This is a genomic window from Pseudomonas sp. SLFW, from assembly GCF_009905615.1.
Classification (GTDB): domain Bacteria; phylum Pseudomonadota; class Gammaproteobacteria; order Pseudomonadales; family Pseudomonadaceae; genus Aquipseudomonas; species Aquipseudomonas bambusae.
Genome location: NZ_JAAAKW010000015.1, coordinates 61039 through 73064, shown reverse-complemented (window position 1 = coordinate 73064; position 12026 = coordinate 61039). Strand labels below are relative to the sequence as shown.

The window sequence follows — 12026 nt, the reverse complement described above, 5'->3', positions numbered from 1 at the left end:
AAGAGAGTATCGCCATGAGCAAAGCCAAAAAGCGGCCGAACAAGGCCAAATCCATCATTGCCCAGCCCCTGTTCCGCAGCCGTCAGGAACAACCCACCAAGGGCAAAGGCAGCTACCGCCGCGAAGCCTTCCAGTCGAGAGATTGGGAGGCTTCTTCCGTTATGGCAGCTTGAAACATTTCAGGTGACTGACCGGCGCCCCGCCGACAGGGCCGACATGGTAAGGTCTGCACCTTACGGTTTATCCCTGTGGACCCCAGAATGCCCTTTAGTTTTCCCCGTCGTTGGCATGTCCGCCAATTGATCGCCGCCTCCAGCCTCTTCGTACTGGTCGCCTGTGCGGAGCAACCCACCGCTGCCGTCGCCACCCCGCTTCAAGCCGCCCCTCTGAACGTCGCGAAAGCCGCGCCCACGCCTTCCAGCGCTGTGGCCGCTCCCGACGACACCAATTTTGAAATCCAGCCGGCCATGAGCTTCGCCGAATGGCAATCCATGTTTCGCAATCAGGCGTTGAGCGCGGGCATTCGCCCGGACGTCTTCGACAGTGCCTTCGCGGGCGTGACGCCGGACATGAGCGTGGTCAAAGCCGATCGCAGCCAACCTGAGTTCACGCGCCCGGTCTGGGAATACCTCGACGGCGCCATATCGGCTGTGCGTGTGCGCAAGGGCCAGGCCTTGCTCGCGCAGTACGCTGACGTGCTGAGCGCCATCGAGCAGCGTTATGGCGTGGATCGTCAGGCACTGATCGCCGTATGGGGCATGGAAAGCAGCTTCGGCCAGTTCCAGGGCACCCAATCGGTGATCCGCTCGCTGGCGACGCTGGCCTATGAAGGACGCCGTCCTCAGTTCGCGCAGGATCAACTGATCGCCGCGCTGCAAATCATTCAGCACGGCGACATCGATGCACCAAACATGCTCGGCTCCTGGGCCGGGGCGATGGGGCAGACGCAGTTCATTCCCACGACGTACAACACCCATGCCGTGGACTTCGACGGCGACGGCCGACGCGACATCTGGAATTCGCCCGCCGATGCCTTGGCCTCTACTGCGCACTACCTGCAAAGCTCGGGTTGGCAGAAAGGCCAGCCTTGGGGTTTCGAGGTGCAACTGCGGCAAGGCTTCGACTACGCCATGGCCGATGCGTCTACCCGCAAAACCATCGCTGAGTGGCAGCAGTTGGGTCTGAAGCTGCCCAACGGCGCCCCCCTCCCCGCCAACCTGCTGCAACAGCAGGCGGCACTCTTGCTGCCTGCGGGCTATAAAGGCCCGGCATTTTTGGTGATGGATAACTTTCGGGCGATCCTCAAGTACAACAACTCGTCGTCCTACGGGCTGGGCATTGGGCTGTTGTCTGAGCGATTCACGGGCGGCGGTTATGTGATTGGCCAGTGGCCGCGCGGAGATCGTCCTCTGAGCCGCACTGAGCGCATTGAACTGCAAACCCTGCTCTCGGCCCGCCAATACGACGCAGGCGCGCCGGACGGCATCATTGGCGCCAATACCCGCAAAGCCATTCGTAGCGCCCAGCAGTCATTTGGCTGGCCAGCGGACGGTTACCCGACGCAGGAGTTGTTGGAGAGTTTGCGTAAGCCATAAGGAAAGCATGGGCCTGTAGGAGCGCGGCTTGTCCCGCGATCGGCGACGGAGTCGTCGAAGCATCGATCACTCGGTTTTCCTGATATCGCGCGTCAAGCGGATTCACTGCCGCTTCGCGTCAGGTCGCGGGACAAGCCACGCTCCTACAAGAAGGCAGCGGCGTTCCATACAACACGCGCAAAAAAAAGGGCCGGATAGCGATATCCGGCCCTTTTCTATTGCGTGCAATACCGAGAAAAATCAGCCCGCGGTCAGCAACGACTTGGTCAGCTTGGCCTGTTCGTCAGCGTGGTACGAGGAACGCACCAGCGGGCCCGAAGCGACATTCTTGAAGCCCATCTTGTAACCTTCCTCGGCGAACCAGGCGAAGGTGTCCGGGTGCACGAAGCGCTGAACCGGCAGGTGGTTACGGGACGGTTGCAAGTACTGGCCCAGAGTCAGCATGTCGATGTTGTGCTCGCGCATGCGCTGCATCACTTCGATCACTTCTTCGTCGGTTTCGCCCAGGCCCAGCATCAGGCCGGATTTGGTCGGAACGTGCGGGACCATTTCCTTGAAGCGCTTGAGCAGGGTCAGCGACCATTGGTAGTCCGAACCCGGACGCGCGGCCTTGTAAAGACGCGGCACGGTTTCCAGGTTGTGGTTGAACACGTCTGGCGGCGTCGCTGCGGTGATTTCCAGCGCGATGTCCATACGACCACGGTAATCCGGAACCAGGGTTTCCAACTGCACGTTCGGCGACAGTTCGCGGATTTCGCGGATGCAGTCGGCGAAGTGCTGGGCGCCGCCGTCACGCAGGTCATCACGGTCCACCGAAGTGATCACGACGTACTTGAGTTTCAGGTCAGCGATGGCAACAGCCAGGTTCTTCGGCTCGTCCACGTCCAGTGCTTTCGGACGACCATGGCCCACGTCGCAGAACGGGCAGCGACGGGTGCAGATGTCGCCCATGATCATGAAGGTAGCGGTGCCACCGGAGAAGCACTCGCCCAGGTTCGGGCAGGACGCCTCTTCGCACACGCTGTGCAGCTTATGTTTGCGCAGCAGGGCCTTGATGCGATCCACCTCGGGAGAAACCGGGATGCGGACGCGAATCCAGTCAGGTTTCTTCGGCAGATCAACCGTAGGAATGATCTTCACCGGGATGCGCGCCACTTTTTCCGCGCCACGCAGCTTTACACCCGCTTCAACTTTCGGACGCGCCACACGCTCAGGTGTGACCACGTTCACAGTGGGGATCAGGGTTTGCACGGCATCGGCCGTCTCATGCGCAGTAGTCATATCAATCGATTCCGCCCGTTAGGGTCGTCTGCTCAGCGTAGTCGAGGTGTTTGACGAGCTGCGCACGCAGCCGGGCACTAACCTCGGCAAATTCAATCGGGCCTGCCTGTTCACGCAGCTGGGTCATCGCCAGCCCCGCATACCCGCAGGGATTAATCCGTTTAAACGGGTCCAGATCCATGTCGACGTTGAGCGCCAGACCATGGAAGGAACAACCGTTGCGGATACGAAGGCCCAGAGAGGCAATCTTCGCCCCGTCGACATAGACCCCCGGCGCTTCGGGTTTGGCGGCTGCCGTGACGCCATAACTGGCCAGCAGCTCAATCAGGCTGTGCTCGATCCGGGTGACCAGTTCGCGCACGCCGAACCCAAGGCGACGCACATCCAGCAGCAGATAAGCCACCAGTTGACCGGGCCCATGATAAGTCACTTGGCCACCGCGATCGACCTGTACCACCGGAATATCACCCGGAAGGAGGAGATGCTCGGGCTTGCCAGACTGTCCCTGGGTGAAAACCGGGGGATGCTGGACCAGCCACACTTCATCGGGCGTCTCGCGAGTGCGGCCGTCCGTGAAGCGTTGCATGGCTTGCCAGGTAGGCTCGTAGTCGATCAATCCGAGATCGCGAAAGCCCAGACGCTCGCCCATCACAGCACCATGTGCACGAAACCTGTGGCCCGCAGCTCGCTGTTGATGTTGTAGAGCTGATCCTGGTCGGTGGCGAGGATATGCAGCTGCACGGTGGTGTACTTGCCGTTGCTGCTCTGGCGCTCGTCCACGCGTTCATCGTTGATCTTGGCGTGTTTGCCAACGATCTCGATGGCTTTGTCTTTGTTGCCCGCGCCGGTATCGCAGATGATCTTGATCGGATAATCGGCACACGGAAATTCGATTTTTGGTGCTTTAACGTCGGAATCTGTCATGGCAGTAACGGCCTCGTAAGCCGGAAAACGGACAGTCCCCCACCGCGATCAGCGGCAGGGGCATAGGGTCAACGGTCAGTCGGTGAGTAACCCGTGATCAGTTGAACAGACTGTAGAAGAACATGCGAATGCTGTCCCACAGGCGGCGGAAGATACCACCTTCCTCAACGGAGTCCATGGCGATGAGATTAGCGGTGCGCACGACCTTGTCTTCCAGTTTCACTTCAACCTGGCCGATCACGTCGCCCTTGGCGATAGGCGCAACCAGTTTCGGGTTGATGCTCATGCTGGCGGTGAGCTTCTTCATCTCGCCTTTAGGCATGGTCATGGACAGATCGTCAGCCAGGCCGGCCTTGATCTGACGCTCGGTGCCTTTCCAGACCGGCGCTTGAGCCAGTTCGGTGCCCTTCTGGTAGAAGGTCTGGGTTTCGAAGAAACGGAAACCGTAGGTCAGCAGCTTCTGGGTTTCGGCGGCACGGGCTTGTTCGCTGTTGGTGCCGAAGACCACGGCGATCAGGCGCATACCATCACGAACGGCCGAGGACACCATGCAGTAGCCCGCTTCTTCGGTGTGGCCGGTTTTCAGACCGTCAACGGTCTTGTCGCGCCACAGCAGCAGGTTACGGTTTGGCTGTTTGATGCCGTTCCAGAAGAACTCTTTCTGCGAGTAGATCGCATAGTGAGCCGGGTCTTCGTGGATGATCGCACGGGCCAGCAGCGCCATGTCGTGGGCGGTGGCGTAGTGATCAGGGTTCGGCAGGCCGGTCGGGTTCATGAAGTGACTGTTGACCATGCCCAGGTCGCCAGCGGTCTTGTTCATCATGTCGGCGAACGCGTCTTCGCTGCCCGCGATGTGCTCGGACAGGGCCACGCTGGCGTCGTTACCGGATTGGATGATGATGCCGTGCAGCAGGTCGCTGACGGTCACCTGGCTGCCCACCTTGATGAACATCCGCGAACCACCGGTGCGCCAGGCGTTTTCGCTGACGGTCACTGGATCGTTTTCGCCGATTTGCCCGCGACGGATTTCCAGAGTCGCGATGTAGGCGGTCATCAGCTTGGTCAGGCTGGCCGGTGGCAGACGCTGGTCGCCGTTGTTCTCGACCAGCACGTTACCGCTGTTGGCGTCCATCAGCACGTACGCCTTGGCCGCCAGTTGCGGTGCCGATGGCGTCATCTGCTCTGCCGCAAACACGGCAGGCGCGGTGAAAAGCGGGATTAAAAGGCAAAGGCGTTTTGCAAAGGTGGTGATGTTCATCCGTCTCTCGAAATTGCTAATGGGCAAACATGCCCTCGCGGGCAAAGCGGTAATGCCAGGCTACCCTGGCGAACGGGGTGACATTCTACAGATGCCCCCGTGAAATGCTGCTGACAACGCTCTCTCCGACGGCCAGTTGTCCGTCGGGCAAGTTCTGATCCGGCCTCATTGCCAAGGTTCGAATCATCGATCTTTTTTTACTGATCGGACGTCACGACACTCGGCGACCCCAGATTCGCCGACCTGACGCTGTTCTGCAGCTGCTGGGCTTCACCCGGCGTGTCGACCGGTCCCATCCGCACGCGATAGAGCGTCTGTTGATTGCGCGCTATCGAGCTCACGAAAACCGGGGCCCGAACCATCCCGCTCAGTTTCGACCTCAGGAGTTCCGCAGCGTCCGGGTTGGCGAAGGCTCCCACTTGGAGAAACAGCCCAGACACTTGTCCGGAAGCGTTTTTTTTTGCGTCGATCGGTACAGGCGATACGGGTGCGGCGTGCTGCTGCGGGGGTGGCGTCCATTGCTCGATGGTACCCGCCGATGCCGTGATCACCGGCGCAGCAGGTTGTGGCCTCGCGGTCGGACCGCTGATCGCAACTTGCGGCTGATCCAGCATCAACGGCGCAGGCTTGCCACGCTGCGCCCAATATTGAGCGGGGTCGATGCCTTCGACTTTCACGCGCGCCGTGCCGATCTCGGCATACCCGAGTTTCTTGGCGGCGGCGTAGGACAGGTCGATGATCCGGTCTGAATAGAACGGCCCACGGTCGTTGACCCGCAGGATCACCGTGCGATTGTTGTCCAGGTTGGTCACGCGAACGTAGCTCGGCAGCGGCAAGGTCTTGTGCGCCGCGCTCATGCCGTACAGGTCATACACTTCGCCGTTGGCGGTGTTCTGGCCATGGAACTTGGTGCCATACCACGACGCGGTGCCGGTCTGGCTGTAGCTCGCGGAATCGGTCAGCGGGAAATACGTTTTGCCGAGCACGGTGTATGGGTTGGCTTTATAAGGGCCAGTGTGCAGGGTCGGCACGGCATCGGGGATGCGCGAAACGTCGACGTCCCACCACGGAGCGCCATCTTTGTGTGCCCGGTTGATGTCCAGTCCCGGCTGCGAGCGGATGATGTTGCCTTGCTGCGTCGGTCGACTGGTGGAGCAACTGACGACGAGCAATGTCAGCGCCGTGAAGGCCATCAGCTTCAATGGTTGTTTGATCGGCAATGACCGCATTACTTGACGCCCCGAGCTTGAACAAGCAGTTCAGACAGCTGATGCACGGCCATGGCGTACATCACGCTGCGGTTGTAACGCGTGATTGCGTAAAAATTCTTCAAACCCATCCAGTATTCAGGGCCTTTGTCGCCTTCGAGGCGAAACGCCGTGACCGGCATATCATCGCGCAGCGCATCATGACTCGCCCACCCCAAGGCTCGCAACTCCCCGACGGTCTTTACCGGCTCGATTCCGGGGCTCAGCCCCTCATCGGCACGGTCACCACGCGCGGTCGCAAGACTGACCACGGGTTCACCCGCGACCCAGCCGTGACGCTTGAAGTAACTCGCGACGCTGCCGATTGCATCATCCGGGTCGTTCCAGATGTTGATGTGGCCGTCGCCGTCGAAATCCACCGCATAGGCCCGGAAACTGCTCGGCATGAACTGCGGCAACCCCATTGCCCCGGCATACGAGCCCTTGAGCGTCAGCGGGTCAACCTGCTCCTCACGCGACAGCAACAGGTACTCGCGCAGCTCTTTGCGAAAGAAGTCAGCACGCGGAGGGTAATCGAAACTCAGGGTCGATAATGCATCGATCACCCGATAATTTCCGGTATTGCGTCCAAAAAACGTTTCAACACCGATGATCGCCACGATCACCTGCGCTGGCACGCCGTATTCCTGCTCGGCGCGTGCAAGGGTCGCCTCATGCTGCCGCCAGAAATCCACACCCCGTGCGATGCGCGCCTCGGTGAGGAACATCGGCCGGTAATCCTTCCACGGCTTCACCCGTTCGGCGGGCCGGGAAATCGCGTCGAGAATCGACTGTTTACGCTCGACGTTGCGAAAAACTTCGATCAACTGCTCGCCCGCGAACCCGTAATCCCGGGTCATGTCGCTGACGAACTGGGCGACCTGAGGCGAGCCTTCATAATCACCGGCAAGCGATTCCTGCACGGACCCGAGGATGCCCATCAGACCGACCAGCGGCGCATATCGAGCAGCCCAGCCACGCACTACTTGCATTGAGTTGTTCACCTTAATCAAACCTGAGCGATCCACTTGCGGTGGGTATGGATCGACATCAAAACCCCAAACGCTGACAGCAGCGTCACCAGCGAAGTTCCGCCGTAACTAATGAAGGGCAACGGCACCCCCACGACCGGCAGCAGACCGCTGACCATACCGATGTTGACGAAAACGTAAACAAAAAACGTCATGGTCAGGCTGCCCGCGAGCAACTTGCCGTAGAGCGTCTGCGCTTGCGCAGTGATCACCAGCCCGCGACCGATCAGCAACAGATAGATCAGCAGCAGCGCGCAGATCCCCACCAAGCCGAACTCTTCACCCAGTACCGCGATGATGAAGTCGGTGTGGCTTTCCGGCAGGAAGTCCAGGTGCGACTGGGTGCCGAGCAGCCAGCCTTTACCGAACACGCCGCCCGAACCTATCGCGGCTTTGGACTGAATAATGTTCCAGCCGGTGCCCAGCGGGTCGCTTTCCGGGTCGAGGAACGTGAGGATTCGCTGCTTCTGGTAGTCGTGCATGAAGAAGAACCACATCGCCACGGCCACTGGCACGGCGGCCGCGATCACGCCGATGATCCAGCGCCAGCGCAAGCCCGCCATGAACAACACGAACGTCCCGGACGCCAGAATCAGCAGCGACGTGCCGAGGTCCGGTTGGCGCACGATCAGAATGAACGGCAGGCCGATCAGCGCGAGGCTCACAGCGACGTGCTTCAAGTGCGGCGGCAGCGTGCGCTTGGACAGGTACCAGGCGATGGTCGCCGGCATGATGATCTTCATGAATTCCGACGGCTGGAAGCGAATCACCCCCGGAATGTTGATCCAGCGGGTCGCGCCCATCGCGTTGTGGCCCATCACGTCCACCGCCACCAGCAACAGCACGCCGAGGACGTAGGCAATCGGCACCCAGCGCGCCATGAAGCGCGGCTCCAGTTGGGCAATGACAAACATCGACACCAGCCCGATACCAAACGACGTGGTCTGTTTGATCAACAGATCCCAGCTCTTGCCGCTGGCGGAATACAGGACGAACAGGCTGCCGGCGGCCAGCGTGAGCAACAGGATCAGCAGCGGGCCATCGACATGGATTTTCTGCAAGAACGTGGCGCGTCGGCGCATCACGTCTTCGCTGGAGAGGATGCGGTCGAAATTACTCTTCACGGGCCGCGGTCTCCGGAGGCTGTGTGTTGGCGGCGTATTCAGGTTTCAGACGACCTTGCGGGTCCAGCAGCCAGGCATCCATGACCTGTCGCACCACGGGAGCCGCGGCGCCGGAGCCGGATTCACCGTTTTCAATCATGACCGCCACAACGATTTTCGGGTTGTCGGCAGGCGCAAAGCCCACGAACAAGGCGTGGTCGCGGTGACGCTCCTGCACTTTCGAGCGGTCGTATTTTTCGCCCTGACGAATGGCCACGACCTGGGCCGTACCGCTCTTGCCCGCAATGCGGTATTGCGCACCAATCGCAGCTTTGCGTGCGGTGCCGCGCGCACCGTGCATGACCTGTTGCATGCCGTGATTGACCTTCGCCCAGTCGGACGGATCGCGCAGCACGATGTCAGGCATCGGGTTTTCATCCACTGGCTTCTGGCCTTCAATGGTCCTGGCCAAATGTGGGCGGTTCCACTTGCCTTTGTTCGCCACCAGTGCGGTCGCCTGCGCCAGTTGCAGTGGGGTGGCTTGCATGTAGCCCTGACCGATCCCGAGAATCAGCGTCTCGCCCGGGAACCAGGCCTGGCGGCGGGTGATGCGTTTCCAGTCGCGGGACGGCATCAGGCCCGGCGATTCCTCGAACATGTCCAGCGAGACCTTTTGCCCGATGCCGAACTTGTTCAGGTAAGTAGACAGCCGATCGATACCGACCTTGTGGGCGAGGTCATAAAAATAGGTGTCGTTGGACCGCATGATCGCGGTGTCCAGATCGACCCAGCCGTCACCGGTGCGGTTCCAGTTACGGTATTTGTGATCGTAGTTCGGCAGCATGTAGTAGCCGGGGTCGAACACCCGGGTGCTGGCGGTGACGACGCCGGAGTCCAGGCCAGCAATCGCTACGGCGGGCTTGATGGTCGAACCCGGTGGGTACAGGCCGCGCAAGATACGGTTGAACAGCGGACGGTCCACCGAGTCCCGCAGTTCGGAATAGGCCTTGAAACTGATGCCTGTGACGAACAGATTCGGGTCGAAACTCGGCTGACTGACCATTGCCAGCACTTCACCAGTGTTCGGGTCCAGCGCCACGACCGCACCGCGACGTCCGGCCAATGCGGCTTCGGCGGCTTCCTGCAGTTGAATGTCGAGGCTCAGGACGATGTCTTTGCCTGGCACCGGGTCGGTACGTTTCAGCACGCGCAGCACGCGGCCACGGGCGTTGGTTTCGACTTCCTCGTAACCGACCTGACCGTGCAGCTCCGGCTCGTAGAAACGTTCGATGCCGGTCTTACCCATGTGGTGGGTGCCGCTGTAATTCACCGAATCGAGGCTTTTCAGCTCTTTCTCGTTGATCCGGCCCATGTAGCCGACCGAATGCGCGAAGTGCGCGCCCTGTGGGTAGTGGCGCATCAATTGCGCCACCACCTCGACGCCTGGCAGGCGGAACTGATTCACGGCGATGCGGGCGATCTGCTCTTCAGTCAACTCAAACAGAATCGGCACCGGCTCGAACGGCCGACGCCCCTGCTTCATGCGTTTCTCGAAGATGATCCGGTCATCCGGCGTCAGCTCCAGCACCTCAACGATGGTGTCGAGCACCTTGGCCCATTCACCACCAGAGCGTTCGCGGGTCATGCTCAGGTTGAAGCTGGGCCGGTTGTCGGCGATGACCACGCCGTTGCGGTCGAAAATCAGCCCGCGGCTTGGCGGGATCGGCTGCACATGCACCCGGTTGTTTTCCGACAGCGTCGAGTGGTACTCGTACTGAATGACCTGCAGAAAATACAGACGCGCCACCAGCACGCAGATCAGCACGATCACGATCACGGCACCGACCACGACCCGGTTGCGCACAAGGCGTGCGTCCTTTTCGTGGTCTTTCAGGCGAATCGGCTGAGACATTTAGGGCGTGTTCACAGTGAAGGCAGCAGCGCTACTTGTGATAAGGGTGACCGGACAATACCGTCCAGGCACGATAAATCTGCTCACCGATGAGGATGCGCACCAACGGGTGCGGCAACGTCAACGGCGACAACGACCAACGCTGCTCGGCGCGGGCGCACACCTCTGGCGCCAGTCCTTCCGGACCGCCCACCATAAGGTTGACCGTGCGCGAATCCAGTCGCCAGCGATCAAGCTCCGTTGCCAGCTGCTCGGTGCTCCACGGCTTGCCGTGAACCTCAAGCGTGACGATCCGCTCGCCCGGTTGCACCTTCGCCAGCATGGCCTCGCCTTCCTGTCGGATCAGGCGTGCCACGTCGGCGTTCTTGCCTCGGGTGTTGAGCGGAATCTCTACCAGTTCAAGGGCCAGCTCGGATGGCAGACGCTTGGCATATTCGTGCCAACCCTCTTCCACCCACTTGGGCATGCGTGAACCGACAGCAATCAGACGCAGGCGCACAACGAACCCTTAATTCTGGTCTTTGCTGAGCTTGTCGAAGTGCTCGTGCGGCGTCTCCGGGCTGTGGTGTGCAGCGCTGGCGGCACGGCTCTGCTCGGCACCCTGCCATAGACGTTCCAGGTCGTAGAACTGACGAGCGGCGGCAGTCATCATGTGTACGATCACGTCGCCCAGGTCGAGCAGCACCCAGTCACTCTCGCCTTTGCCTTCTTCGCCCAGAGGCTGCGCGCCCTTGGCTTTGACGTTCTCGCGAACCTTGTCGAGCATCGCATTGATCTGACGGTTCGACGTACCGGTGGCGATCACCATGTAGTCGGTCAGGCTGTGCTTGTCCTTGACGTCGATGACCAGGATGTCCAGGGCCTTGACGTCTTCGAGCGCAGCCTTGGCCAGTTCAACCAGCGTTTCGCCGGAAAGGGTGATTTTTTGCTGTGTCATAAAAAACTCATTCAGTTTCAATTGGGCGCACGGTACAGCCCGTGTGCCTCGATGTAGGCCAGTACTGCGTCTGGCACCAGAAAACGTACCGACTTCCCGCTGGCCAGCAGGTGGCGGATCTGGGTGGCAGACACCGAAAGCGGTGTCTGCCAGACGAATGTAATGTGTCCGCCAGGCCCTTTCAGGGCTTTTGGGTCACTGACTGCGCGCGCCGCCAGCAGGTTACGCATGGCGTCCGGCGACTCGCTGTCGGCGTCCGGGCGTTGCAGCACCACGATATGGCAGTGCTCCAGCAACTCTTCCCAACGATGCCAGGTGGGCAGCCCGCAAAAGGCATCCCATCCCAGCAACAAAAACAGCTGATCATCGACGGCCAGCTCAGCGCGCATCGATTCCAGCGTGTCGATGGTGTACGACGGCTTGTCCCGCAACAGTTCACGGTCATCCACCGTCAATGGCGAAACGCCCTGGACAGCACTCTGGACCATCGCGAGACGGTCCTGCGCCGACACACTGGGCGTGTCGCGATGAGGCGGCCTGGCGCTGGGCGTCAGGCGTAACTCATCGAGTTCAAGCAACGCGGCCACTTCCAGTGCGCCGCGCAAATGACCGATGTGCACAGGATCGAACGTCCCGCCCAGCATCCCGATACGTCTCGGCGTGCGTGGGACAGAAACCCCTTCTCCGGCAGGCTCGGCCACAGCGTTCGCATCATTGCCTGCGTGCTGCCGAACGTCG

13 protein-coding genes are annotated in these 12026 nt (G+C 60.6%); 2 read left to right on the top strand and 11 right to left on the bottom strand.

Annotated elements, in window-relative coordinates:
- Positions 1 to 14: 14 nt before the first annotated feature.
- Both arfA and GVN17_RS22615 read left to right on the top strand, forming a co-directional pair.
- A complete protein-coding gene (gene arfA / locus GVN17_RS22620; protein ID WP_166597484.1) occupies positions 15 to 173 on the top strand; it encodes an alternative ribosome rescue factor ArfA in 159 nt (52 codons plus the stop codon).
- Positions 174 to 260: 87 nt separating this feature from the next.
- A complete protein-coding gene (locus tag GVN17_RS22615; protein WP_166597483.1) occupies positions 261 to 1595 on the top strand; it encodes a lytic murein transglycosylase in 1335 nt (444 codons plus the stop codon).
- 240 nt (positions 1596 to 1835) lie between these two features.
- On the opposite strand, the gene lipA is transcribed toward GVN17_RS22615, so the two are convergent.
- From lipA to nadD, 11 genes are all read right to left on the bottom strand, one after another.
- Positions 1836 to 2876, bottom strand: a complete 1041-nt coding sequence (lipA, locus tag GVN17_RS22610) for a lipoyl synthase (protein ID WP_256665342.1) — start codon at positions 2874 to 2876, stop codon at positions 1836 to 1838.
- A gap of 1 nt (position 2877) precedes the next feature.
- Complete coding sequence (gene lipB / locus GVN17_RS22605; protein ID WP_166597482.1) at positions 2878 to 3525, bottom strand: lipoyl(octanoyl) transferase LipB; 648 nt, start codon at positions 3523 to 3525, stop codon at positions 2878 to 2880.
- Positions 3525 to 3800, bottom strand: coding sequence for a DUF493 domain-containing protein (locus GVN17_RS22600; protein WP_166597481.1), 276 nt, complete (start codon positions 3798 to 3800; stop codon positions 3525 to 3527). The genes lipB and GVN17_RS22600 overlap by 1 nt, the downstream gene beginning before the upstream one ends.
- A 97-nt stretch (positions 3801 to 3897) precedes the next feature.
- Complete coding sequence (locus GVN17_RS22595) at positions 3898 to 5058, bottom strand: D-alanyl-D-alanine carboxypeptidase family protein (RefSeq protein ID WP_166597480.1); 1161 nt, start codon at positions 5056 to 5058, stop codon at positions 3898 to 3900.
- 197 nt (positions 5059 to 5255) lie between these two features.
- Positions 5256 to 6287, bottom strand: coding sequence for a septal ring lytic transglycosylase RlpA family protein (locus GVN17_RS22590; RefSeq protein ID WP_166597479.1), 1032 nt, complete (start codon positions 6285 to 6287; stop codon positions 5256 to 5258).
- Positions 6287 to 7297: a lytic murein transglycosylase B gene (gene mltB / locus GVN17_RS22585; RefSeq protein ID WP_166597478.1), complete on the bottom strand. Its 1011-nt coding sequence runs from the start codon at positions 7295 to 7297 to the stop codon at positions 6287 to 6289. The genes GVN17_RS22590 and mltB overlap by 1 nt, the downstream gene beginning before the upstream one ends.
- Before the next feature lie 17 nt (positions 7298 to 7314).
- Entirely contained in the window at positions 7315 to 8418 is a 1104-nt protein-coding gene (gene rodA, locus GVN17_RS22580) for a rod shape-determining protein RodA (RefSeq protein ID WP_166597533.1), read from the bottom strand.
- Positions 8419 to 8449: 31 nt separating this feature from the next.
- Positions 8450 to 10351 carry a penicillin-binding protein 2 gene (mrdA, locus tag GVN17_RS22575; protein ID WP_166597477.1) on the bottom strand — a complete coding sequence of 634 codons (1902 nt, stop codon included), beginning with the start codon at positions 10349 to 10351 and terminating at the stop codon, positions 8450 to 8452.
- Positions 10352 to 10382: 31 nt separating this feature from the next.
- On the bottom strand, positions 10383 to 10850 hold the full coding sequence (rlmH, locus tag GVN17_RS22570; RefSeq protein WP_166597476.1) for a 23S rRNA (pseudouridine(1915)-N(3))-methyltransferase RlmH: 468 nt from the start codon (positions 10848 to 10850) through the stop codon (positions 10383 to 10385).
- A 9-nt stretch (positions 10851 to 10859) separates the two neighbouring features.
- Positions 10860 to 11288, bottom strand: coding sequence for a ribosome silencing factor (rsfS, locus tag GVN17_RS22565; protein ID WP_166597475.1), 429 nt, complete (start codon positions 11286 to 11288; stop codon positions 10860 to 10862).
- A 17-nt stretch (positions 11289 to 11305) separates the two neighbouring features.
- Complete coding sequence (gene nadD, locus GVN17_RS22560) at positions 11306 to 11989, bottom strand: nicotinate-nucleotide adenylyltransferase (RefSeq protein ID WP_371928602.1); 684 nt, start codon at positions 11987 to 11989, stop codon at positions 11306 to 11308.
- Between the last annotated feature and the right edge of the window lie 37 nt (positions 11990 to 12026).

Coding starts and splice junctions, on each gene's coding strand:
- rodA (WP_166597533.1), bottom strand. CDS start 8,418: ATGCGCCGACGCGCCACGTTCTTGCAGAAAATCCATGTCGATGGCCCG.
- lipB (WP_166597482.1), bottom strand. CDS start 3,525: ATGGGCGAGCGTCTGGGCTTTCGCGATCTCGGATTGATCGACTACGAG.
- rsfS (WP_166597475.1), bottom strand. CDS start 11,288: ATGACACAGCAAAAAATCACCCTTTCCGGCGAAACGCTGGTTGAACTG.
- GVN17_RS22590 (WP_166597479.1), bottom strand. CDS start 6,287: ATGCGGTCATTGCCGATCAAACAACCATTGAAGCTGATGGCCTTCACG.
- arfA (WP_166597484.1), top strand. CDS start 15: ATGAGCAAAGCCAAAAAGCGGCCGAACAAGGCCAAATCCATCATTGCC.
- mrdA (WP_166597477.1), bottom strand. CDS start 10,351: ATGTCTCAGCCGATTCGCCTGAAAGACCACGAAAAGGACGCACGCCTT.
- GVN17_RS22615 (WP_166597483.1), top strand. CDS start 261: ATGCCCTTTAGTTTTCCCCGTCGTTGGCATGTCCGCCAATTGATCGCC.
- GVN17_RS22595 (WP_166597480.1), bottom strand. CDS start 5,058: ATGAACATCACCACCTTTGCAAAACGCCTTTGCCTTTTAATCCCGCTT.
- mltB (WP_166597478.1), bottom strand. CDS start 7,297: ATGCAAGTAGTGCGTGGCTGGGCTGCTCGATATGCGCCGCTGGTCGGT.
- GVN17_RS22600 (WP_166597481.1), bottom strand. CDS start 3,800: ATGACAGATTCCGACGTTAAAGCACCAAAAATCGAATTTCCGTGTGCC.
- lipA (WP_256665342.1), bottom strand. CDS start 2,876: ATGACTACTGCGCATGAGACGGCCGATGCCGTGCAAACCCTGATCCCC.